The 21,452-nt window shown below is 61.1% G+C and carries 24 protein-coding genes and 3 tRNA genes; 13 read left to right on the top strand and 14 right to left on the bottom strand.

The window, feature by feature from the left end; all coding sequences use genetic code 11:
- Nucleotides 1–97: 97 nt before the first annotated feature.
- The 6 genes from ACP7AP_RS12370 to fabI all read right to left on the bottom strand — a co-directional run bounded on the left by ACP7AP_RS12370 (nt 98) and on the right by fabI (nt 5,057).
- Nucleotides 98–472 carry a hypothetical protein gene (locus tag ACP7AP_RS12370; protein ID WP_426034514.1) on the bottom strand — a complete coding sequence of 125 codons (375 nt, stop codon included), beginning with the start codon at nt 470–472 and terminating at the stop codon, nt 98–100.
- A gap of 2 nt (nt 473–474) precedes the next feature.
- Nucleotides 475–1,683 carry an aminotransferase gene (locus ACP7AP_RS12375; protein WP_426034515.1) on the bottom strand — a complete coding sequence of 403 codons (1,209 nt, stop codon included), beginning with the start codon at nt 1,681–1,683 and terminating at the stop codon, nt 475–477.
- Nucleotides 1,684–1,930: 247 nt separating this feature from the next.
- Entirely contained in the window at nt 1,931–2,497 is a 567-nt protein-coding gene (locus ACP7AP_RS12380; RefSeq protein WP_426034516.1) for a DUF2127 domain-containing protein, read from the bottom strand.
- A 504-nt stretch (nt 2,498–3,001) separates the two neighbouring features.
- Nucleotides 3,002–3,508 (bottom strand): xanthine phosphoribosyltransferase, encoded by a 507-nt coding sequence (gene gpt, locus ACP7AP_RS12385; RefSeq protein WP_426034517.1) that lies wholly within the window; start codon nt 3,506–3,508, stop codon nt 3,002–3,004.
- 72 nt (nt 3,509–3,580) lie between these two features.
- Nucleotides 3,581–4,195: a LysE family translocator gene (locus ACP7AP_RS12390; protein WP_426034518.1), complete on the bottom strand. Its 615-nt coding sequence runs from the start codon at nt 4,193–4,195 to the stop codon at nt 3,581–3,583.
- A 25-nt stretch (nt 4,196–4,220) separates the two neighbouring features.
- Nucleotides 4,221–5,057, bottom strand: a complete 837-nt coding sequence (gene fabI, locus ACP7AP_RS12395; RefSeq protein WP_426034519.1) for an enoyl-ACP reductase FabI — start codon at nt 5,055–5,057, stop codon at nt 4,221–4,223.
- A 92-nt stretch (nt 5,058–5,149) separates the two neighbouring features.
- Here fabI and pdxH point away from each other — a divergent pair, with 92 nt between their 5' ends.
- The 8 genes from pdxH (at nt 5,150) to tdh (ending at nt 11,674) form a co-directional block, all read left to right on the top strand.
- The gene (gene pdxH, locus ACP7AP_RS12400) at nt 5,150–5,752 is read left to right on the top strand and encodes a pyridoxamine 5'-phosphate oxidase (RefSeq protein ID WP_426034520.1); all 603 of its coding nucleotides are present in this window, start codon (nt 5,150–5,152) and stop codon (nt 5,750–5,752) included.
- A 118-nt stretch (nt 5,753–5,870) separates the two neighbouring features.
- Nucleotides 5,871–6,398: a cold-shock protein gene (locus ACP7AP_RS12405; protein WP_426034521.1), complete on the top strand. Its 528-nt coding sequence runs from the start codon at nt 5,871–5,873 to the stop codon at nt 6,396–6,398.
- Nucleotides 6,374–6,847: a DUF192 domain-containing protein gene (locus ACP7AP_RS12410; protein ID WP_426034522.1), complete on the top strand. Its 474-nt coding sequence runs from the start codon at nt 6,374–6,376 to the stop codon at nt 6,845–6,847. Before ACP7AP_RS12405 ends, ACP7AP_RS12410 begins: the two co-directional genes overlap by 25 nt.
- Nucleotides 6,848–6,944: 97 nt before the next feature.
- A tRNA-Pro gene (locus ACP7AP_RS12415) sits at nt 6,945–7,021 on the top strand.
- Between the two features lie 203 nt (nt 7,022–7,224).
- Nucleotides 7,225–8,634 carry a protein adenylyltransferase SelO gene (locus tag ACP7AP_RS12420; RefSeq protein WP_426034523.1) on the top strand — a complete coding sequence of 470 codons (1,410 nt, stop codon included), beginning with the start codon at nt 7,225–7,227 and terminating at the stop codon, nt 8,632–8,634.
- 105 nt (nt 8,635–8,739) lie between these two features.
- Entirely contained in the window at nt 8,740–9,300 is a 561-nt protein-coding gene (locus ACP7AP_RS12425) for a helix-turn-helix domain-containing protein (RefSeq protein WP_426034524.1), read from the top strand.
- 140 nt (nt 9,301–9,440) lie between these two features.
- Entirely contained in the window at nt 9,441–10,631 is a 1,191-nt protein-coding gene (locus ACP7AP_RS12430) for a glycine C-acetyltransferase (RefSeq protein ID WP_426034525.1), read from the top strand.
- Nucleotides 10,628–11,674 carry an L-threonine 3-dehydrogenase gene (gene tdh / locus ACP7AP_RS12435; RefSeq protein ID WP_426034526.1) on the top strand — a complete coding sequence of 349 codons (1,047 nt, stop codon included), beginning with the start codon at nt 10,628–10,630 and terminating at the stop codon, nt 11,672–11,674. The genes ACP7AP_RS12430 and tdh overlap by 4 nt, the downstream gene beginning before the upstream one ends.
- 171 nt (nt 11,675–11,845) lie before the next feature.
- On the opposite strand, the gene bfr is transcribed toward tdh, so the two are convergent.
- On the bottom strand, nt 11,846–12,331 hold the full coding sequence (gene bfr, locus ACP7AP_RS12440) for a bacterioferritin (protein WP_426034527.1): 486 nt from the start codon (nt 12,329–12,331) through the stop codon (nt 11,846–11,848).
- Entirely contained in the window at nt 12,279–12,584 is a 306-nt protein-coding gene (locus ACP7AP_RS12445) for a (2Fe-2S)-binding protein (RefSeq protein WP_426034528.1), read from the bottom strand. The genes bfr and ACP7AP_RS12445 overlap by 53 nt, the downstream gene beginning before the upstream one ends.
- Before the next feature lie 236 nt (nt 12,585–12,820).
- On the opposite strand from ACP7AP_RS12445, the gene ACP7AP_RS12450 reads away from it, so the two are divergent.
- Nucleotides 12,821–13,501 carry a trimeric intracellular cation channel family protein gene (locus tag ACP7AP_RS12450; protein WP_426034529.1) on the top strand — a complete coding sequence of 227 codons (681 nt, stop codon included), beginning with the start codon at nt 12,821–12,823 and terminating at the stop codon, nt 13,499–13,501.
- A gap of 28 nt (nt 13,502–13,529) precedes the next feature.
- Here ACP7AP_RS12450 and ACP7AP_RS12455 read toward each other — a convergent pair.
- A tRNA-Cys gene (locus tag ACP7AP_RS12455) sits at nt 13,530–13,603 on the bottom strand.
- 129 nt (nt 13,604–13,732) lie between these two features.
- On the opposite strand from ACP7AP_RS12455, the gene ACP7AP_RS12460 reads away from it, so the two are divergent.
- Nucleotides 13,733–14,014, top strand: a complete 282-nt coding sequence (locus ACP7AP_RS12460) for a DUF2218 domain-containing protein (RefSeq protein ID WP_426034530.1) — start codon at nt 13,733–13,735, stop codon at nt 14,012–14,014.
- 59 nt (nt 14,015–14,073) lie between these two features.
- Here ACP7AP_RS12460 and ACP7AP_RS12465 read toward each other — a convergent pair.
- The 5 genes from ACP7AP_RS12465 to ACP7AP_RS12485 all read right to left on the bottom strand — a co-directional run bounded on the left by ACP7AP_RS12465 (nt 14,074) and on the right by ACP7AP_RS12485 (nt 18,089).
- Nucleotides 14,074–14,148, bottom strand: a tRNA-Gly gene (locus tag ACP7AP_RS12465).
- Between the two features lie 119 nt (nt 14,149–14,267).
- On the bottom strand, nt 14,268–15,395 hold the full coding sequence (gene nagA / locus ACP7AP_RS12470; protein WP_426034531.1) for an N-acetylglucosamine-6-phosphate deacetylase: 1,128 nt from the start codon (nt 15,393–15,395) through the stop codon (nt 14,268–14,270).
- On the bottom strand, nt 15,392–16,438 hold the full coding sequence (locus ACP7AP_RS12475; RefSeq protein ID WP_426034532.1) for an SIS domain-containing protein: 1,047 nt from the start codon (nt 16,436–16,438) through the stop codon (nt 15,392–15,394). The genes nagA and ACP7AP_RS12475 overlap by 4 nt, the downstream gene beginning before the upstream one ends.
- A complete protein-coding gene (locus tag ACP7AP_RS12480) occupies nt 16,435–17,211 on the bottom strand; it encodes a GntR family transcriptional regulator (RefSeq protein WP_426034533.1) in 777 nt (258 codons plus the stop codon). Before ACP7AP_RS12480 ends, ACP7AP_RS12475 begins: the two co-directional genes overlap by 4 nt.
- Nucleotides 17,208–18,089, bottom strand: a complete 882-nt coding sequence (locus tag ACP7AP_RS12485) for a BadF/BadG/BcrA/BcrD ATPase family protein (protein WP_426034534.1) — start codon at nt 18,087–18,089, stop codon at nt 17,208–17,210. The genes ACP7AP_RS12480 and ACP7AP_RS12485 overlap by 4 nt, the downstream gene beginning before the upstream one ends.
- 157 nt (nt 18,090–18,246) lie before the next feature.
- On the opposite strand from ACP7AP_RS12485, the gene ACP7AP_RS12490 reads away from it, so the two are divergent.
- From ACP7AP_RS12490 to ACP7AP_RS12500, 3 genes are all read left to right on the top strand, one after another.
- On the top strand, nt 18,247–19,131 hold the full coding sequence (locus ACP7AP_RS12490) for an N-acetylmuramic acid 6-phosphate etherase (RefSeq protein WP_426034535.1): 885 nt from the start codon (nt 18,247–18,249) through the stop codon (nt 19,129–19,131).
- Nucleotides 19,132–19,179: 48 nt separating this feature from the next.
- The gene (locus tag ACP7AP_RS12495; protein WP_426034536.1) at nt 19,180–20,439 is read left to right on the top strand and encodes an ABC transporter substrate-binding protein; all 1,260 of its coding nucleotides are present in this window, start codon (nt 19,180–19,182) and stop codon (nt 20,437–20,439) included.
- Between the two features lie 86 nt (nt 20,440–20,525).
- Nucleotides 20,526–21,443: a carbohydrate ABC transporter permease gene (locus ACP7AP_RS12500; RefSeq protein WP_426034537.1), complete on the top strand. Its 918-nt coding sequence runs from the start codon at nt 20,526–20,528 to the stop codon at nt 21,441–21,443.
- Nucleotides 21,444–21,452: the final 9 nt, after the last annotated feature.

The following is a 21,452-nucleotide window of genomic DNA, read 5'->3' on the forward strand; positions in this document are numbered from 1 at the left end:
TGCTTACAAAGGTTTGGCCGCTTGTCTAAGCGGTTGCGGGGATGGGGGCAAGAGTGGGGTGGGGGGGGGCATGCACCGCATCACAACCTCCCGTTGGTTATAGATCGACGCTGCAGTCAAATTCCGATTTTATGCCAGCTTTAAGCGCACGAAGCCCCGGAGTGTCGCGGCGGAGCATGTCAAGGTTGGGAATATCGCCACCAGTGGTATTGTAGGCTTCTAACGCGGCTTGTGCCTTTGCGGCTGCATCCTTGGCATAGACTGACAAGCGAGACTGAAGTGCGACATGGGCCGCGTTTGCGCGCGCTTCGGCTTCGGCGGCATCTGTCGTGATGGTGCAATGGTAGATCAGGCTGCTTTTGCCGTCAGTTGTCTTCAAAGCGATGATCAGTTGCGGGCCAGAGGTGAACCACCACCCCAGCAGCGCCAGAAGGACGGCACCCGCGCCCGCAACGAGGGTTTTATTGCGCATTCTCAGCCCTTGAACGCCGACAGCCTGCGGAATGTCTCACTGATGCCCGCTTGGTCAACATTGGCGAAGGCGATGCGGATTTGGCGTTTTCCCGCTTCGGAATCCTTGGGCTGGAACATGGTGCCGGGGAGCATCAGCAGGCCCGCTTCAGAGACGAGGCGTTTGCACAGCGCGTCGGAGGCTGCGGGGTAGGGGTGTTCGACATAGGCGAAATAGGCGCCGCAGCCGAGGAGCGTCCAGTCGGGCAGGGCGGTGAAGCCAGTGACCATGGCGGTTCGGCGCGCGAGGATTTCGGCGCGTTCGCCTGCGACCCATTGGGATAGGTTCTGCATCCCCCAGAGCGCGCCGATTTGGCCCAACTGGTTGGGGCAGATCGCGACGGTGTCGAGGAATTTCTCAATCTGGAACAGGCGGGCAGCGGAGGCGGTGACGCAGCCTACGCGGTGGCCGGTGAGGCGGTAGGCTTTGGAGAAGCTGTAGAGTTGGATCAGGGTGTCGTGCCAGTCGGGGTCGGTGAACAGATCGTGCGGTCTGCCCCCATTTTCGGAAGAATGGCGGCTGTCGAAGTCGCGGTAAGTCTCGTCTACGATCAGGGCGAGGCCCTTTGCGCGGCAGAGGTCGCGGAAGGCGGTCAGCGTCTCGGCGGGGTATTCGACGCCGCCGGGGTTGTTGGGGCTGACGAGGACGATGGCGCGGGTGCGGTCGGTGATCAGGCGCGCGGCGGCCTCGGCCTCGGGGATCAGGCCGGGGCCTGCGGCGAGGGGTACGGTATTGACGCCTTGCATGTCCAGCCACATTTTGTGGTTGAAATACCACGGCGTCGGCAAGATCACCTCATCGCCCGCGCCTGCCAGAGTGGACATCACAGCGCAGAAGGCTTGGTTGCAGCCTTGAGTGATCGCGGTCTGGCTTTCCAACACGGTGCCGCCGTAGGCCTGCGACCATTGTTTGGCGACCTCGGCGCGCAGGGCGGGCAGGCCCAGCACCGGGCCGTAGAGATGGGCGTCGGGGTTGTTCAGCGCGGCATCGGCCAAAGCCTGACGCAGACCCAACGGAGGGCTTTCGACCGGGGCGGCTTGGCTGATGTTGATCAAGGGGCGCTCGGGCGGAAAGCTTACGCCTTGCAACCAGCGCCGCGCCTCCATCACCGGCGGCGGATCGGTGGCGGCCATCCTTGGATTCAGCGGGGTTGGGTTGAGGGGGTGGATCATCTGGGTGCCTCCTTGCCGATGCTCTTCCGCCCTTGCGGGCGTCATCGCTGATGTTGCGCAGTGTTGCTAGGATAAGGCTGCAAGATCAAGCGAGAAGCGTCCGCAAGCCAGCGACGAGCCGCGGCTTAATGGGTGGCGCTGGCCTTGGCGCTGCGCCTGACTTTCAGGGCTTTTGTTGCGCGGTGTTGCTAGGATAAGGCTGCAAGATCAAGCGAGAAGCGCCCGCAAGGCAGCGTCGAGCCGCAGCTTAATGGGTGGCGCTGGCCTTGGCGCTGCGCTTGACTTTCAGGGCTTTGTATTCCTGCCAGACCAGCGCGATCATCATCAGATCGAAGAACGCCAGCAGCAGCAGGAACGGCGAGCCATTGTGCAGGAATTCAAACAACTGGTAGATCACGAAGCCCGACAGCACCACCATCGCCGCCGGATAAGCCCAAAGGATGCGCGCCCAGAGCATCACCACCATCGCCAGTTTCAAGCCGCCATGCAGCAGCAGATACCAGCCGTAAAAGTCTTGGGTGGCAACCGGAAAGCCCTCCATCGCGCGCTGGGTCCAGGCGGCGAGGGTGTCTGTGGGTTGCTCGGCGATCTGGAAATGCGTCAGCCAGTACAGCAGTCGTGCCGCAGGGGCATTTGGGGTCAAAAGCAGACCGAGGCCGGCCAGAAACTCGGCGGAACACAGCAGGCCCTTGATCGCAAGGCTGGTCTCGAACAACCAATGCAGCACATTCGCGCGGCTGGGGCGTTTGAGGCCCAACGCCTTGTTGCCTGCCAGCCGTTCGCTGCTTTGGTTTTCGCTGGGCAAGAGGGACAATGGCGCGGCCTTTCAGTTGCCCAAGGCAGTCAGGCCCGCAGGGTATGGCGCAAGATCGCCCAGCGTTGCAAGTGGATTAGATGCACCCCCAATGTTGTGATGGGGTCGGGCATCGGCATTGCCGACAAGGGCCCGGTTTGCCGGACAGCGCCCCGAAATCTTGGCCGCTTTCGCCCAGATGATCCGACAGGATCGAATGTTCGCTGTGGGGAATTGCCGTAGCAGCACCGCTAGGGTGTGGATTTTGCATTACCATGGGTCAGCGCCCTGACCCCGATATCATCTTCAGACTTTGGCATCGTGATATTTAGAGGGGCGGGGGCGACGGATGTGCCGGTGTTCGGATCATGGCAGCCTGCCATCAGCAGCGGTGAAAGCAACAGAAGAAACGCGAGCCTCATTGTGATCCCCACAAAAACAAACCTAACAGTTCAGCCAGCGTAACGACCTGGCAATTTGCGTCAATAGCTTTGGGTCAGGGCCTTGCAATCGAAGATCAGGGTTTCAGTCAGCACCCCGGAAGGGCTGGACGTATTGCAGCGCCATGTCCCAAGGAAAGAAGATCCAGGTGTCTTGGCTGACCTCGGTGATATAGCTGTCAACCTGCGGCTTGCCGGAGGGTTTGGCGTAGACGGTGGCGAAATGCGCATGCGGGTAAAGTTTGCGCACCACTTCCAAGGTTTTGCCCGAATCCACCAGATCATCGACGATCAGAATCCCGGTGCCATCGCCCATCAGATCGGCCTGCGGGGCCTTGATGACTTCCGGGATCGAGCCTTGGGTCTGGTGGTTGTAGCTTTTGATCGAAATGGTGTCGACGCGTCGGATGTCCAACTCGCGCGCCACGATCATTGCGGGCACCAGACCGCCGCGGGTGATGCCGACCACGGCTTTCCACAACCCATTGTCCGGCCCCTTGCCGTCCAGCCGCCACGCCAGCGCGCGTGAGTCGCGGTGCATCTGATCCCAGCTGACGTGAAAGCCTTTTTCATGCGGCAAGCGGTCGTTCATGGCAGGCTCCTGTTTGGCGGAGGGCGGGGGCCAGCCCCCGCACCCCCGGGATATTTGTGAACAGATGAAAGGTCAGGTGGCGGCGATCTTGAGGCCGAGGATGGCAAGCATACCACCAAAGCAGCGGTCGATGATGGATTTCAGGCTGATATAGGCGGCCTTTGAGCGGTGGAACGAGAAGATGCGGGCCACCACGGTGTTCCAGATCGTCTCATTCAGGAACACCACCAGCAGAAGCGCTGCATAGACCCAAGCCGGGGTATGCGGCGGTACGGTGCCCACGAAGATCGCCGAGAACAGCACGGCGGGCTTCGGGTTGGCAAGTTGGGTGATCAGGCCAAGGCGGAAGGCCGACAGCGGCGTGCGTGGCGGGCGAGCGGTTTCGGCCATATCCAGCGGTTGATCGGCGGTTTTCCACATGCCCCACGCCATGTAGATCAGGTAAAGCCCGCCCGCGATTTTTAAGCCGTAGAGCAAAGCGGGGGCGGCTTGGAACACAAGGTTCAGGCCGAACAAAGCCGCCATCGCCCAGATCACGCCACCGATGCCGATGCCGCAGGCGAGGAAGAACCCGGTGCGCAGGCCCTCGATCACGCCGGTGCGCGCCGACATCAGCACGGCGGGGCCGGGGCTGATCGCGACCATCAGATGCAGGAAGGCGACGGCGAGGAAAGCGGTGAGGGTCATCTGGCGGCTACCTTAAAGGGTGAAACTAGTCCTTACGGCCCGTGACTACATCAATATCCGGCGCATCGACGGCTTTCATGCCGACGACATGATAGCCCGCATCAACGTGCAGGTTCTCGCCAGTGGTGCCCGAGCCGAGATCGGACAGCAGGTAAAGCGCCGCCTTGCCGACTTCCTCTTGCGTGACATTGCGCCGCAGCGGGCTGTTGAGCTCGTTCCACTTCATGATGTAACGGAAATCGCCGATGCCAGAGGCGGCAAGGGTTTTGATCGGGCCTGCCGAGATCGCATTGACCCGGATGCCGTCCTTGCCAAGGTCTTCGGCGAGGTATTTCACGCTCGCCTCTAGGCCGGCTTTGGCAATGCCCATCACGTTGTAATGCGGCATGACTTTTTCGGCGCCGTAATAGGTGAGCGTCAGCAGAGAGCCGCCTTTGTTCATCATCGCGCACGCGCGCTGGCACACGGCGGTGAAGGAGTAGACCGAAATATCCATCGTCATCAAGAAGTTAGCGCGGCTGGTGTCAACGTAGCGGCCGCGCAGTTCGGCCTTGTCTGAAAAGCCGATGGCGTGGACCACAAAATCAATCTTGCCCCACATTTCGGCCAGATGCGCGAACAAAGCGTCGATCGACGCCTCATCCGCCACGTCACATTCGACGAAAGTGTTCATGCCGATCGAGGCGGCGAGGGGTTCGACGCGCTTTTTCAGCGCCTCACCCTGATAAGAAAATGCGATCTCCGCGCCTTGAGCCGCTATGGCTTGTGCGATGCCCCAAGCGATGGATTTGTCATTGGCCAGACCCATGATCAGCCCACGTTTGCCCGCCATAAGCGGGCCCGTCACGAGTCCAGTTGACATTTGGTCTTCCCCGTCCACCCTATTTCCTGAAAAAGCTGTGTAGGCGAAAGGCTGCTCTGCATCAAGAGCAGCGCGCCACGGAAGGAAAGATCATGGACAGAAACGGAATTTTTGCGGGCGATGACCCGTTTGCCATCGCGAAACTCTGGATGACGGCGGCGGAGGCGACCGAACCGAACGATCCAAACGCGATTGCTTTGGCGACGGTGGACTCGGAAGGCTTGCCGAATGTGCGGATGGTTTTGCTGAAGGACATCGAACCGGATGCGTTTGTGTTCTACACCAACTATGGCTCGGCCAAGGGGCGTGAGTTGGATGCTTCGGGCAAAGCGGCTTTTGTGCTGCATTGGAAAAGCTTGCGCCGTCAGATCCGGGTGCGCGGTCTGGTCAGCCGCGAGGAGGGCAAGCCTGCCGATGACTACTATGCCAGCCGTAGTCTGAAGTCGCGGTTGGGGGCTTGGGCGTCGGATCAGTCGCAGCCGCTTTCTTCGCGGCTGAGTTTGATGGCAGAGGTGGCAAAAGTCACCGCCGCGCAGGGTGCAAATCCCACACGTCCACCGTTCTGGGGCGGCTTCCGTATTGTTCCTTTAGAGATGGAGTTCTGGGCAGATGGCAACTTCAGGTTGCATGATCGCTTTCGATGGTCACGCCAAGCTATTGATAAGCCGTGGGAAATTTTGCGACTTAACCCGTAAATTTCACGAAGCGTGAAATGATCTGTGCATAAATGCAGAAAAGATAGCTCTTGCAACGGCGGGGGATATGACCGCATGACTAAGCCTTAAGGGGCTTTATCTGGGGAAACGGCCTTCTATGAATGATGAAGAAATGGACGTGCAAATTCTGCACGGCCTCGTGAAGTGGTTCGATCCAGCCAAGGGTTTTGGCTTTATAGTCGCAGAGGGACACTCTGGGGATATATTGCTGCACGCCAATGTGCTGCGGAATTATGGGCAAAGCTCGGTTGCTGATGGCGCCGGGATCACGGTTAAGGTGCAACAAACCCAACGGGGTGTGCAGGCGGTGGAGGTCGTGAAGATCGAACCGCCCGCTGGATCGGTGTTTCCCTTGGGGGAAGATACCGAGCATACAACCCCGGAAGAAATCGCTATCCTGCCGATGGAACCGGCACGGGTGAAGTGGTTCGACAAGGGCAAGGGCTTTGGTTTTGCCAATGTGTTTGGCCGCAACGAAGATGTCTTCGTGCATGTCGAAGTGCTGCGCCATTCCGGTTTCGCCGATCTTGCGGCGGGCGAGGCGATCTGCCTGCGCATCGTCGAAGGCAAACGTGGGCGTATGGCGGTGCAGGTGTTGTCATGGGAAGCGGCGGTTCATCTCTGATCTTGGCTTTGGTGTTTGGCGGTGCAGCCCATGCGCGGTGCGCCCCTGATACCGTTGAGCTGCGCGGGCCCTCGGGCGTGCAGCGGTTTTCGGTGGAAATTGCTGATTCCGAGGCCGAGCGCAGCAAGGGTCTCATGTTGCGCGACCATATGGCCGCCTCGGCGGGGATGCTGTTTGTCTATGAACAGCCGAAACACGCCTATTTCTGGATGAAAGACACGCTGCTGCCGTTGGATATGGTGTTCGCTGATGCCACCGGGCTGGTGACTTTGGTGCGTAGCAATGCGGTGCCGCTGGATGAGACGCCGATTGACGGCGGCGATGGCGTGGCCGTGGTGCTGGAGATCAACGCAGGCTTGGCCAAACGGATGGGGATTGCGCCGGGATCGGTGCTGCGCAGTGCGGCTTTGGATCAATCTGTCGCGGCATGGCGATGTGCGGACCAGTAAGCCGTTTCGCTGATTTGCAAATCAAATGGCTTTCACGTTGCCGGAAGTGCTTTAGCGACTTTTCAATCCCGATAAAGCGGGTTATGAGACTGGCAGTCGGGGCGTAGCGCAGTCTGGTAGCGCATCTGGTTTGGGACCAGAGGGCCGGGGGTTCAAATCCTCTCGCCCCGACCAATTTTCCAAGGATGTCAATTTTCCAAAGTTTCCAATTTCCCAAAGCTTCCAGTTTCCCAGAACTGCCAATTTCCCAAAGCTTTCAGTTTCTCGAAATTCTCACTCTCTCAGTTTGGTGTATTTCATGCGCTGCGCTTTGCGTCTGTGTGCTGGCTTGTCCAAGCCGAGCCGCCGGGCCATATCTGTAGCAAAGGAGCCCCGCCATGATCCCGTTTGACAATTCCTATGTGCGCGATCTGCCCGGCACCTACCTGCGGCAAGCGCCGGACGTGGCACCTGCGCCCGCGCTGGTGGTGCTGAATGAGGCTTTGGCGCAGGAGCTGGGGCTGGTGATCGAAGATGCCGCTGGCTGGTTTTCCGGGGCTGTGGTGCCGAAAGGGGCCGAGCCTGCGGCTTTGGCCTATGCCGGGCATCAGTTTGGCGGGTTCTCGCCGAGTTTGGGCGACGGGCGGGCGCATCTGCTGGGCGAGTTCCTTGGGCCCGACGGGCGGCGCTGGGATTTGCAGCTGAAAGGCTCGGGCCGCACGCCATTTTCGCGCGGTGGCGATGGCAAAGCGGCATTGGGGCCGATGCTGCGGGAATATCTGATTTCCGAGGCGATGGCGGCGTTGCGCATCCCCACGACCAGGTCTTTGGCGGTGGTGACAACCGGCGAGTCGGTACTGCGCGAGGCCGGGTCTTTGCCGGGGGCGGTGGTGGCGCGGGTGGCGGCCAGCCATATCCGGGTTGGGACATTTCAGTTTTTTAGCGCGCGTGGCGAAGTGGATAAGCTGCGGGCATTGCTGGATTATACCATTGCGCGGCATTATCCCGGCGCAGGCGGCGCGCTGGGGTTGTTTGATGCGGTGGTGGAACGCCAAGCGCGGTTGATCGCGCAATGGATGGGGGTGGGCTTTATCCACGGCGTGATGAACACCGACAATATGGCGCTGTCGGGCGAGACGATTGACTATGGCCCCTGCGCCTTCATGGAGGCTTACGCGCCGGGCACGGTGTTTTCCTCGATTGATCGGCAGGGCCGCTATGCCTATGCCAATCAGCCGCTGATTATGGGCTGGAATCTGGCGCGGTTGGCCGAGACTTTGCTGCCGTTTTTCGATGCGGATGCGGATAGGGCGGTGGATCTGGCCAATGCGAGGCTGGGGGGGATTGCGGAAATTTATCGGGCGGAATGGCTCGCGGTGATGCGGGCCAAGCTGGGGTTGCTCGGGACCGATGCAGGCGATGGTGCGCTGGCGGATGATTTTCTAGCGGCGATCCAAGGGGTTGATTGGACGCTGGCGTTTCGGCGGCTGGCGGGGGCGGTGGAGGATGAGACCGCTCTGCTGGCGTTGTGCGAGGATGCAACGGAGTTGAAAGCTTGGCTGCCGCGGTGGCGGGCGCGGCTGCGACCGGATGCAAGCCCTGCGCTGCGGGCGGTTAACCCGGCGGTTATTCCGCGCAATCATCTGGTGGAGGCGGCGCTGGAGGCGGCGACTTTGGGTGATCTGACCCCGTTTCACGCGCTTTTGGCGCAGCTGCAGGACCCGTTCGGGCCGGAGACCGGGCGTGAGGCGTTTACTTTGGCGGCACCCACGGGGTTTGGTCGCTATGTCACTTACTGTGGCACGTGACCAGGGCGGAATTCGCGCGAATTCCGGGCACGATTTCCGCGCGGAAATCGGCGTGGTACGGGTTGGGGCGTTGACGGATGGCTTCTGTCTAGGCAGGGTAGCGCCATGAATCCAAGGTCTGATATCCATGACAGGTTGGCGGCCTCGCTGCGTGAGGCGCGCAAGGCGCGGGGGCTGAGCCTTGATGCGGTGGCCAAGCTATCCGGTGTCAGCCGATCCATGGTCAGCCAGATCGAGCGTGGGGAATCTTCGCCCACTGTGGCGACCTTGTGGAATCTGACGCAGGCCTTGCAGGTGGATTTCGCGGGGCTGCTGGAGGGCCGGACCGAGGTGGGGATCGAAGTGGTCCGCGCGGGTGCGGCGCCGGTGATTGGTGGGCGCGGTATTGGGGTTACGATCCGCATCCTGTCGCCTGCCGATGCGGTGGGCGAGCATGAGGTTTATGATTTGCGCCTGGCGGCCAATGGCTTGCTGGAATCCGAGCCCCATTCTGCTGGCTGCCGGGAGCATCTGACGGTGATCGAAGGCCAGATCCGGGTGCGCTCGGGCGAGGATGAGCAGGTGTTGGGGCCGGGCGATACTGCGCGTTATCCGGCGGACCGCGATCATGCGATTGCCGCCGAGGCAGGTGCTGCGCGGGTTTTGCTGATTGTACAGGATAGTTGAGGCGGGCGGGGGCTAGCCCCCACACCCCTAGGATATTTAGGCCAATGTGAAATGGAATCCGTTTGAGCGGATGGATTTCCGTTATGTTGACTTCTATCTTGGTCTGCGGTTATATCCGTTAAGTTGGAGGAAATTCTGCCATGACAGATACACGATTTCTAAACCATTTGCGCGATACGCTTGCCGGGATTGAGGCCGATGGGCTGATGAAACGGGAGCGGTTGATTGAGGGCGGGCAGGGCGCACGCGTGCGGGTGGCGGGGCGCGAGATGCTTAACCTTTGCGCCAATAATTATCTGGGTTTGGCGGATGATGCTCGGCTGGTTCATGCTGCCAAGGCGGCGATGGACAGTCACGGCTATGGCATGGCCTCGGTGCGGTTCATCTGCGGCACGCAGGATTTGCATCGTCAGTTGGAGCAGCGGATCGCCAGCTATCTGGGGATGGAGGATTCGATCCTGTTCGCCGCCTGCTTTGATGCCAATGGTGGGTTGTTTGAGCCGCTTTTGGGCGAGGCGGATGCGATTGTCTCTGACAGCCTTAACCATGCGTCAATCATCGACGGCGTGCGGCTGTGCAAAGCCAAGCGTTACCGCTTTGCAAATAATGACATGGTGGACCTTGAGGTGCAGCTTGCGACCGCCGTGAAGGATGGCGCGCGGTTCATCATGATTGCCACCGATGGCGTGTTTTCGATGGATGGCACACTCGCGAATTTGCCGATGATTGCGGCGCTGGCAGAGAAATACGGTGCCTTGACCATGGTGGATGATTGCCATGCCACCGGGTTTATGGGGCCGCAGGGACGGGGAACGCCGTTTCATGCGGGCGTGAAGGTTGACGTTTTGACCGGAACTTTGGGCAAAGCTTTGGGCGGGGCTTTGGGCGGCTATATCGCTGGGCCGCAGCCGATGATTGATCTTTTGCGCCAGCGCGCGCGGCCCTATCTGTTCTCAAACGCTTTGCCGCCTGCGGTGGTGGGGGCGGCTCTGGCGGCGCTGGATATTGTTGAAGCAGCCGATGATTTGCGCGCGCAGCTGTTCCACAATGCCGCCTATTGGCGGGCGGGGTTGGAGGCGATTGGCTTTCGTCTGTTGCCCGGAGAGCATCCGATTGTGCCGGTGATGCTGGGCGATGCACCGCTTGCGCAGGCGTTTGCGCGGGCTTTGGATGCGCGCGGGGTGATGGTTTCGGCGTTTTTCTATCCGGTGGTGCCGCACGGGCAGGCGCGGATCAGGACGCAGATGAATGCGGCTCTTTCAACCGATGATCTGGATTTCGCGCTGGCGGCGTTTGAGGCGGCGGGTAGGGAAGTGAGGGCGATCCGATGAAAGCTTTGGTCAAGGCCAAGTCCGAGGTTGGGCTGTGGATGCAGGAGCGCGCCGTGCCCGAGATTGGGCCCGAGGATGTGCTGATCAAGGTGAAGAAAACCGGGATCTGCGGCACCGATATTCATATCTGGAACTGGGACGACTGGGCGGCGCGGACGGTGCCGGTGGGCCTTGTGACCGGGCATGAGTTTGCCGGGGAAATCGTTGCGAAGGGCGCTTTGGTTGAAGGGTTGGCGATTGGTCAGCGCTGCTCAGGCGAGGGGCATTTGATTGGCAAGCTTTCGCGTCAGTCGCGGGCCGGGAAGTTCCATCTGGACCCAGCGACGCGGGGGATTGGGGTGAATGAACCTGGCGCGTTTGCGGAGTATCTGCGGCTGCCCGCCTTCAATGTGGTGCCGTTGCCGGATACGATTGATGATGAGATTGGGGCAATCCTCGATCCACTGGGCAATGCGGTGCATACCGCGCTGAGTTTCGATCTGGTGGGCGAGGATGTTTTGATCACAGGCGCAGGGCCGATCGGAATCATGGCGGCGGCGGTGGCGCGGCATGTGGGCGCGCGGCATGTGGTGATCACGGATGTTAATCCGGCGCGGTTGGAACTCGCGGCTCAGGTGGCGGATGTGACGCCGGTGAATGTGGCTTCGGAAGATCTGCGCGATGTGATGGCGCGGCTGAAGATCGTGCAGGGCTTTGATGTGGGGATGGAGATGTCGGGCAATCAGCGCGGCTTGGATCAGATGATCGAGGCCATGGTGATGGGCGGCAAGATCGCGATGCTGGGGATTCCGCCGGGGAAATCTCCGGTCGATTGGAGCCGGATTGTGTTCAAGGCGATCACGATCAAGGGGGTTTATGGGCGTGAGATTTTTGAGACCTGGTACAAGATGATCGCGATGCTGGAGAATGGGTTGGAGGTGCGGAAAGTCATCACGCACCGTTTTGGGGTGGATGAGTTTCAGACCGGGTTTGAGGTGATGCGGTCGGGGCAGTCGGGCAAGGTGGTGCTGGACTGGGCTTACGCTAGATTGGGCTTAGGCTAGATTGGGCTTAGGCTAGATTGGGCTTAGGCGTCCACGCGAGGACACGGCTGCCGTTTGTGGAAAATCAACGGGTTAAGCGGGGCCGATTCAGACCTTGTTAACTATTTCGCACGGTTGCGCGCGAGTTTTGCGCTGGCTAAGGGGAGGCGGAACCGCCTCCCCTTAGCCGGTCTACTCTGCCTGATCGGCGGGTTTGGCGTTGAGCATGGCGTATTTTTCTTCGCCCAAACGCTCCAGCAGACCAAGTTGGGTTTCAAGAAAGTCGATGTGGCCTTCTTCATCCGCAGTCAGTTCGTCAAACAGCGAACGTGTGACGAAATCGCCGACCTGATCACAGTAGCGCCGCGCCTCAATGTAAAGCGTGCGGGCCTCGTGTTCGGCGGCAAGGTCGGCTTCCAGCGTTTCGCGCGGGGTCTGGCCGATGCGCAACGAGTCCAGCTTTTGCAGGTTGGGATGGCCTTCGAGAAAGATGATCCGGGTGATCAAGCGATCGGCGTGATGCATTTCCTCAATGCTTTCGGCGCGGCTTTTGGCAGCCAGATGGCCCAGACCCCAATCGTCTTGCAGGCGGTAGTGCAGCCAATACTGGCTGACGGCGGTCAGTTCAGACCGCAGTGCCGCGTTGAGATACTCGATGACTTTTGGGTCGCCCTTCATGGGACATTCCTTTCACGCTGCACAAATTCGGTATCTGTTGGCCCGGCACTGCGGCCGACGCAACCCCAAAATTCGCAGATTGACGCATAGTGTCAAGGAACAAGGGCATGCAACCGCCGCAATCGGCGCGCTTGCCCAAAGCAAGATAGATTTTGCCCGGCGTGATGATGGTATCGTGATCGGAGGCGCGCATCCAATTCACAGCGGCGCGGATGTCGTGATCCGAAATGGCTTGGCAGTGGCAGACGATCATCTAGGCACCGTATGTCTAAAGGCTTGCCGGCATAACCTAGCGAAACGGTAGGAAATGTAAACCTGATTCTTTTACTTGGAGATAGCGGGGGCAAAGCTTTGGCGGCTGAGCAGTGGCATTGCGTGCCAGGCTGACCTCAGCCAATGTCTCAACCGTATCGCCTTGGCGGTGCCGTGATTATCGCGCGGCCCGCGCCACAGTATGAAATCCGACTGCCCCATCAGGAAAGCCCGACCGTGACAGATATTGCTCAGTTGTTTCAGGACCAGCTTGTGCAGGCGCAGATCTGGCAGGCGTCGATACAGCGCATGCTGGATTTGGCAGCGGCAGCGGTTTTTGCGGTGACGGGGGCGCTGGTCGCGTCGCGCAAGCAGATGGATATCGTGGGATTTCTGTGGCTTGGGGTGGTGACAGGCGTGGGCGGCGGCACCTTGCGCGACCTGCTGCTGGGGGTTCCGGTGTTCTGGGTGATTGATCCGGCCCCGGTCGCGGTCTGTCTGGCGGTGGCAGGGCTGGTGCATTTCAGCGCGCATCTGCTGGGTTCGCGCTACCGGATGGTGCTGTATCTGGATGCGTTCGGCATGGCACTGGTCACGATTGCGGGCACCAGCAAGGGGCTGGATGCGGAGGCGGGGCCGCTGGTGGCGGTGGTGATGGGGGTGATCACGGCGGCGTTCGGCGGGATTGTGCGCGATTTGCTGGGACAAGAGCCGTCGATTCTGCTGCGGCGGGAAATCTACGTGTCGGCCTCGGCGGTGGGCGCGGTGCTGTTTGTTGGGCTGATGGCGCTGGGTATTTCGCGCGATGCGGCCTTGGCGGTGGGGCTGACCACGGCTTGCCTGATCCGGGTTCTGGCCATTCGCTTTGACTGGGCGTTGCCAGTGTTTCGCCCGCGCCCCGAGCGTCCACCGCTTTGATAAGCCGTCAGGTTTTTCAGGAAATCCCTGGAGGCGGGTATCGGAATCGAACCGATCTACATGGATTTGCAATCCAGCGCATAGCCTGCCTGCCCACCCGCCTCAAGGTTTGGGTGAAATAGGGGATATGGCCGGGGGGTGCAAGGGGTTTATCGGGTTTTGGCGGCGGCGGCTTGTGGTTGTCGGGGCCGCGTGTATATTCTGAGCGAAACAGTCAGAGAAAACCCTGCGATGCAGCTTGTTGGAACCTTTGCCACTCCGAACGCCTCGAAATACCTGCAACAGTTGTGCAAGCATTTCGCCCATAAGATTGAGGTCAGCTTTGATGAAATCTCTGGCCGCATCCCGTTTACTTTGGGCGTGGCAGAGGTGAGCGCCACGGCGGAGGCGCTGATGGTGCGGTTTGCCGAGGTGGCCGATGAGAGCCGTGCCGATGCGAAATCGGTGATTGATCGGCATCTGGAGCGCTTTGCGTTTCGTGAAGGCTTTAGCACGATGAACTGGCTGGATTGAGCGGCAGGCCGGACCCATGAAAACCAAAAAAGCCGCTCGGTTGAGCGGCCTTTTGATCTTGGAGCGGGCGATGAGATTCGAACTCACGACCCTAACCTTGGCAAGGTTATGCTCTACCCCTGAGCTACGCCCGCACTCCGTAATCGGGTATTTAGCGAGGTGTGCCGGGCGGTGCAAGGGCTAATTCGGGGTGAGTCTGGCAAAGCTGCGTTGAGTGGGTTGCGGCGGCGGCGCTGCTGGTGGGTCGGGGTGCTTACAGGCGGTTGCCGTTTTGCCAGACGCCGTTCAGGTGCCAGTTGGCATCGAAATGGACCAGATCAGCGGGGGCGCCGGGGCGGATTGTGCCAGCATTGGTGCCGATCAGGCTGGCGGGTATGTGGCTGGCCATAGCTAGCGCCCGGCTCGGGGATTGGCCGAGTTGGGTGATCAGGAAGGCTATGGCTTGCGGCAGGCTGAGGTCGGCTCCGGCGAGGGTGCCATCGGCGAGCAGAAGGCGGCCATTTTGGCGCAGGATGCGGCGACTGCCGAGAGTGAATTCGGTGAGGGTGGTGCCTGCGACGGCCATGGCATCGGAGACGAGGAACAGGCCATCCTGGCGGGCGGCGAGGGCGGTGCGCAGGGTGGCGGGATGTACATGCAAGCCGTCGGCGATGATCCCGGCATGCAGGTTGCCGGAGAGGACGGCACCGACCAGACCGGGCGCACGGTTGCCGAGTTGTGACATCGCGTTGAACAGATGGGTGACGCAAGCAGCGCCGGCTTTGGTGGCGGCATTGGCCTGGTCGTAGCTGGCTTCGGTATGGCCGAGCGAGACCACGGCTCCGGCTTCGGTCAGTTTTGTGATTTGGGCGAGCGTGACAGAGGCGGGGGCGAGGGTCAGCATCAGGCTGGGGAGGTGGGCGGCAGCATGGCAGAGTTCTGCCAGATCGGTGTCAGTCATCGGGCGGATCAGCGCGGGGTCGTGCGCGCCTTGGCGTTTGGGGTCAAGGTGGGGGCCTTCAAGATGCAGGCCAAGGAAGCCGGGGGTTTTGGCGCGGGCGGCGGCGATGCCTGCGGCGATCACGGCGGTGGTGGCGGTGGGGGTGTCGGTGATCAGGGTGGGCAGGATGCCGGTGGCACCGAGGCGGGCGTGGGCGGCGCAAATGGTGGCGATGCTTTGGGCGGTGGCGTGGCCGTCGAGCATGATCCCCGCGCCGCCGTTGACTTGCAGATCAATCAGGCCGGGGGCGATTGTGCCTTGAAGGTCTTGGCGCGGGCCGTCGGGGGCTTGGTCGATGGGCAGGACGGCGATGATCTCGCTTGCCTCGATCACCACGGCATGATCGGGCCGCATATGCTTGCCGTCAAACACCTGTGGGGCGGTGAGGATCAGCCTTGTCATAGCGTTTGCGTCACTTTGCGCAGATGCGGTGGGGCGTCGGGATCAAACCCCCGGCGGCAGGCGAGGTGTTCGACGAAATGGTAAAAGCTGACGCCGGTGACGAGGGGGGCGAGCAAGGGGTGCAGGCCTTTCACAGCGGGCAGGGTGGTGCAGCCGTGGGCTGGCGCTCCGGTGATGAAGACATCGGCACCTTGGGCGGCGAGACGCTCGGCTGTGGCGGTGATTTGTGGCAGGGCTGCGTCCTCAACCGCGAGGGCGAGGACGGGGAAGCGTTCTTGCACGATGGCGGAGGGGCCATGCAGCACCTCGGCGGCGGAATAGCCTTCGGCGTGCAACCCGCAGGTTTCCTTGAATTTGAGCGCGACTTCGGAGGCGATGGCGAAACCGGGGCCTCGGCCCAAGACGAAGGCTTGTTGCGCGCGCGACAATCGGTTGGAAAGCGGCGACCAGTCTTGCTTGAGGGCTTCGGCGAAGGCGCGGGGCAAATCAGCCACGGCTGTACGCAGTTGGGCATCGTCTTGCCATTCGGCCAGCAGGGCGAGGCCTGCGACCACGGAACTGACGAAGGTTTTGGTGGCGGCTACGCTTTTCTCCTCACCTGCGGCAAGCGGCAGGCAGTGCGCGGCGGCTTGCGCCATCGGGGCATCGGCGAAGTTGGTGATGGCGATGGTGAGGGCACCGCCTGCGCGGGCGGCTTCGGTCATCGCCACGATGTCGGGGCTTTTGCCGGATTGCGAAATACCGATGCAGGCGGCGTTGGCCAAGTGCAGCGGTCGGCCGTAGATTGAGGCGATGGAGGGGCCGACGGAGGCCACCGGGATGCCTGCCAGCAGTTCCACCGCGTATTTGAGGTAGGTCGCGGCGTGGTCTGATGATCCGCGCGCGACGGTGACGATCAACTGGGGGTTGGCTTGGCGCATCGCTGTCGCGGCGGCTTGGATTTGGGCTGCGCTTTGGGTGAGGAAGCGCTGGGTGGCTTCGGGGATTTCGGCCACTTCGCGGGCCATATGGGTTTCGGCGATATCAGTTTGATTGGGGGTCATGCGTTTTGTCCTTCGTCTTCGGGGCCGATTTGAAGTTCGGCTGCAAAATCATAGGCATCGCCGCGATAGATCGAGCGGGTGAATTCCACCACGGCCCCAGAGCCGAGATAGGAAATCCGCTCAATCCGCAGGCCAGCAGCGCCCACCGGCACATGCAGCAGATCGGCGTCGCGTTTGGCCAAATTGGCGGCAGAGATGCGTTGCACGGCGCGCACCGGGCGGTGGCCGCGCGCGGTGAGGGTGGCATAGAGCGAACGCTCGACGGAAGCAGGGTCGGGCAGGATGCTGGTAGACAGCGAGGCGCGCTCGATCGCCATTGGTTGGCCGTCGATTGTACGGACCCGTTCCAGCCGGGCAACGCGGTCTTGGGCGGCGAGGCCAAGCGCCATGACTTCTTCGGGAGTGGGCAGGAACAGGCCGCGTTCCAGCCAGCGGGATTCAGAGGTCAGGCCACGGCGCGCCATATCTTCGGTGAAGGATGTGAGGCGGGAAAGCGATTGCTGCACGCGGGATTGGCGCGGCGCGATGTAGCTGCCAGAGCCTTGTTTTTGCACGACGATGCCTTTGTCGACCAGATCGGCAATCGCCTTGCGCACGGTGACGCGGGAGGTGTCGGTGAGCGCGGCAATCTCGCGTTCCGGCGGCAAAAGCGTGTCGGGGGCGAGAAAGCCGCTTTCGATGCCGCTTTCCAAACGCTTGCGCAGTTGCACATAAAGCGGGCCTGCGGCGGGGTTCAGCCACAGTGCGGGGCTGAGGAATTCGGCGACATTCATCGTGTGGCCCCCGCGTGACGGGCGGCGAGGGCGAGTGCGCCGTCCAGCGCCGTGCCTTTTGCGGTAACGGTGGGCAACTCTAGCCAGCGGGCGTAGGCGGGGCCAAGGCCACCCGTGAGGCACAGCGCTTCGGTGGTTTTCCAGCCGACAACGTCCAGCGCGCAGCGGATATAGGCGGCACCTTCCTGCATCAGGCGTGCGCCCAAAGGGTCGCCTGCTTCGGCGGCGGCGACGACATCGCGGGCGAGGCGGGCGTAATCTGAGGGCTGCGAGTTCAGCGAGAACAGCACGATTTGCCCCGGATCATCGCCATGTTCGTGCAGGATGGCGCGGCTGAGGCCGGTGTGGGGCGCAAAGCCATCGACCGACAGCATGACTTCTTCAAGGCAGCGGCGCAGCAGCCACGCGCCAGAGGCTTGATCGCCGATGTAAAAGCCCCAGCCGCCGACGCCGTGAATTTTACCTGCGACCTGCCTGCCGATGAAAGATCCGGTGCCGATGGCGGCGAGCGCGCCGTCAGCCTCACCCAAAGCGCCCGCGATGGTGGTGGGGCGGTCATCGGTGACGGAGACATGGGAGAAGGGCAAATGAGCCGCGACTCGGGCGGCGATGGCGGCGTTCATCACCCCAGCAAGGCCGAGGTGGGCGGTGGCGGTGGCGAGGTCTGCCATGGTCAGGCCAGCATTTGCGGCCAGTTGCGCCAAAGCGGCATTGATCGTGCCAAGCGCTGCGTCAAAATCGGTGGAAACATTGGCGGGGCCCAAGACCACGTCAAAGCGGTTGTTTGTGCCAGCCAAAAGCGTGGCGCGGCAAGAGGTGCCGCCACCGTCGATGCCGATCAAGAAGGGGCCGATCAAGAGGGGTTCTGAATGTGCCATAGAGATACCATTATGATACCTTTCAGAAAATGCAACGGGTTTCTTTTCAGAAATTGGTGGAAAGGGCGGCGGAAACGCGAATTAATCGGTTTCTGAAGATTTTGTTGGACAAGAGGTATTGAATAGGTATCTCATGAGGGCATCGAGGGAGATTCGGATGGCGCTGCCTGCAACTGAACATCTGCATCCTGCCGCAACTGGCTTGGACACGCTACCCGCTGCGGCGGTGTTGGGGCATTTGTTGGCGGCGCAAGGTGCGGCAGTGCAGGTTGTGGCGCAGGTTTTGCCACAGATTGAGGCGGCGGCGGTGATGATGGCTGACGCTTTGCGGGGCGATGGGCGGCTGGTCTATGCCGGGGCGGGATCGTCTGCGCTGATGGCGGTGGCGGATGGGTTGGAATTGGGCGGGACGTTTGGCGTCTCGGCGGATCGGGTGCTGCTGCTGATGGCGGGTGGTTTGCCCGTCGATGCGCGGATGCCAGGCGATACCGAGGATGATGCGGATGAGGGCACGCGGGCGGCGCAGGTTTTGCGCAGCGGTGATGTGGTGATTGCGGTGACAGCCTCGGGCGCAACACCCTATGCTGTGGCTGTCGCCAAGGCGGCGCGGGCGCGGGGGGCCAAGGTGATCGGGATTGCCAATGCGGTTGGGACCAAGCTGTTTGACCATGCCGATGTGGCGATTTGTTTGGCCACACCGCCGGAAGTGATTGCAGGCTCGACCCGGATGGGCGCGGGCACGGCGCAGAAAGTGGCGTTGAACATGATGTCAACGCTGATGGGAATTCGGCTGGGCCAAGTGCATGATGGCATGATGGTCGGGCTGGTGGCGGATAACGAAAAGCTGCGCGGTCGGGCTGCTGCCATGGTGGCGCGGATTGCAGGCGTAGAGGCCGGGGTGGCCGCAAAGGCGCTGGATGCGGCGCAGGGTGCGGTGAAACCAGCGGTGCTGATTGCATTGGGGCAGGCGCCTGAGGCGGCGCTGGGCTTGTTGAGCGATACAAACGGAAATCTGCGCGCGGCGATCGCGCGTGGGCTATAAAAACGGCAGCTAAAGCCGGTGAATTTTAACCAACAACGGGAGATTCCCATGACCAAGACCAAACTGATCGGCGCTTTGCTTGCCAGCACTTTTATGGCGGGCGCGGCCTATGCCGAAGACGTGACGCTGACGATTGAATCCTGGCGCAATGACGATGTGCTGATCTGGCAAGACACCATCATCCCGGCGTTTGAGGCGCAAAATCCGGGCATCAAGGTGGTATTCGCCCCGACCGCTCCGGCGGAGTACAATGCGGTGCTGAATTCGAAACTCGATGCGGGATCGGCGGGCGATCTGGTGACCTGCCGTCCGTTCGATGCCTCGCTTGAGCTGTACAAAAAGGGCAATCTGGCCGATCTGACCGGGCTGGCTGCTATGGCGAATTTCTCGCCCGTGGCGAAATCGGCTTGGCAGACCGATGATGGCGCGGCGACGTTCTGCGTGCCGATGGCTTCGGTGATCCACGGCTTTATCTACAACAAAGACGCGTTTGACGCTTTGGGCATCGCGGTGCCGACCACCAATGACGAGTTCTTTGCGGCGCTGGACAAGATCAAGGCCGATGGCACCTATATTCCGCTGGCGATGGGCACCAACGACCAGTGGGAAGCGGCCACCATGGGCTATAACAACATCGGGCCGAACTACTGGAAGGGCGAGGAAGGCCGTCTGGCGCTGATCGCGGGCACGCAGAAGCTGACCGATGCGGATTGGGTGGCTCCGTTCACCGAACTGGCGCGCTGGAAGGATTATCTCGGCGACGGCTTTGAAGCGCAGACCTACCCGGACAGCCAGAACCTGTTCACGCTTGGCCGCGCTGCGATTTATCCGGCCGGTTCGTGGGAAATTTCGGGCTTTAACAAGCAAGCGACGTTCAAAATGGGGGCCTTCCCGCCTCCGGTGCAAGCGGCGGGCGATACCTGCTATATCTCGGATCACACCGATATTGCGCTGGGGATGAATGCGAAATCGGCGCATCCTGAGGAGACGAAGAAGTTTCTCGAATGGGTCGGCTCGCCCGAGTTCGCCACGATGTATGCCAATGCGCTGCCGGGCTTCTTCAGCCTGAATTCGACTCCGGTGACGATGCAGGACCCGCTGGCGCAAGAGTTCGTCTCGTGGCGCGGCAAGTGCCAGTCGTCGATCCGCTCGACCTATCAGATCCTGTCGCGTGGCACGCCGAACCTTGAGAATGAGACCTGGAATGCCTCGGCCAATGTGATCAAGGGCACCGAGACGCCGGAAGCCGCTGCGGCCCGTCTGCAAGACGGTCTTGCCAGCTGGTACGCGCCGCAAAAGGCCAAGTAAGCCTGTTTGACTGAAAACGCCGGGGGGCTACAGCGCCCCCCGGACCCCTGCTTGGCGCGCATCCTGCAAACGCAAAGGTTGACCGTATGTCCGACCGCAAACCCTTCCGCTGGCATATTCTGGTGTTTCTGGCGCCCGCTGTGCTGGTTTACACCGCGATCATGATCATCCCCTTGTTCGCGACGCTGAATCTGTCGCTGTTCACCAAGGTGGATCGGGTGTCGCAATTCAACGGTTTGGGCAACTTCCGCACCCTGTTCGGCGATCCGCGCTGGTCGGCGAGTTTCTGGAATGCGTTGGGCAACAATACATGGTTTTTCATCGTGCATATGCTGGTGCAGAACCCGATTGGGATTTTGCTGGCGGCGATCCTGTCGAACCCTCGGCTGCGCGGTGCTGCGTTTTACCGCACGGCGATCTTCATCCCGACGATTTTAAGTTTCGTGGTGGTGGGCTTTGTGTGGAAGCTGATGCTGTCGCCGATCTGGGGGGTCGCACCGGATTTGCTGAACGCGGTGGGGTTGAAATCTTTGTTCGCGCCGTGGCTGGGCAAAGAGGCTTATGCGCTGACGACTTTGGCGCTGATCTCGGTCTGGCAGTTTGTCGGCATCCCGATGATGCTGATTTATGCGGCGCTTTTGAGCATCCCCGAGGAGGTGATTGAGGCGTCCGAGATGGACGGCATTACGGGTGCGTCGCAGTTCTGGAAGATCAAGCTGCCGCTGATCCTGCCGAGCATCGGGATCATCTCTATCCTAACCTTCGTGGGCAATTTCAACGCCTTCGATCTGATCTATTCAGCGCAAGGCGCGCTTGCGGGGCCGAATTTTGCCACCGATATTCTGGGCACTTTCCTGTATCGGACGTTCTTTGGCTTTCAGCTGCAGCTGGGCGATCAGAATATGGGGGCTGCGATTGCCACCGCGATGTTCTTCATCATCCTGATTGGCGTCTGCATCTATCTGTTTGCGATCCAAACGCGGCTGCGCCGCTATCAGTTTTAAGGGGGTGGT

This window comes from Cypionkella sp. TWP1-2-1b2, from assembly GCF_049896245.1.
Lineage (GTDB): Bacteria > Pseudomonadota > Alphaproteobacteria > Rhodobacterales > Rhodobacteraceae > Cypionkella.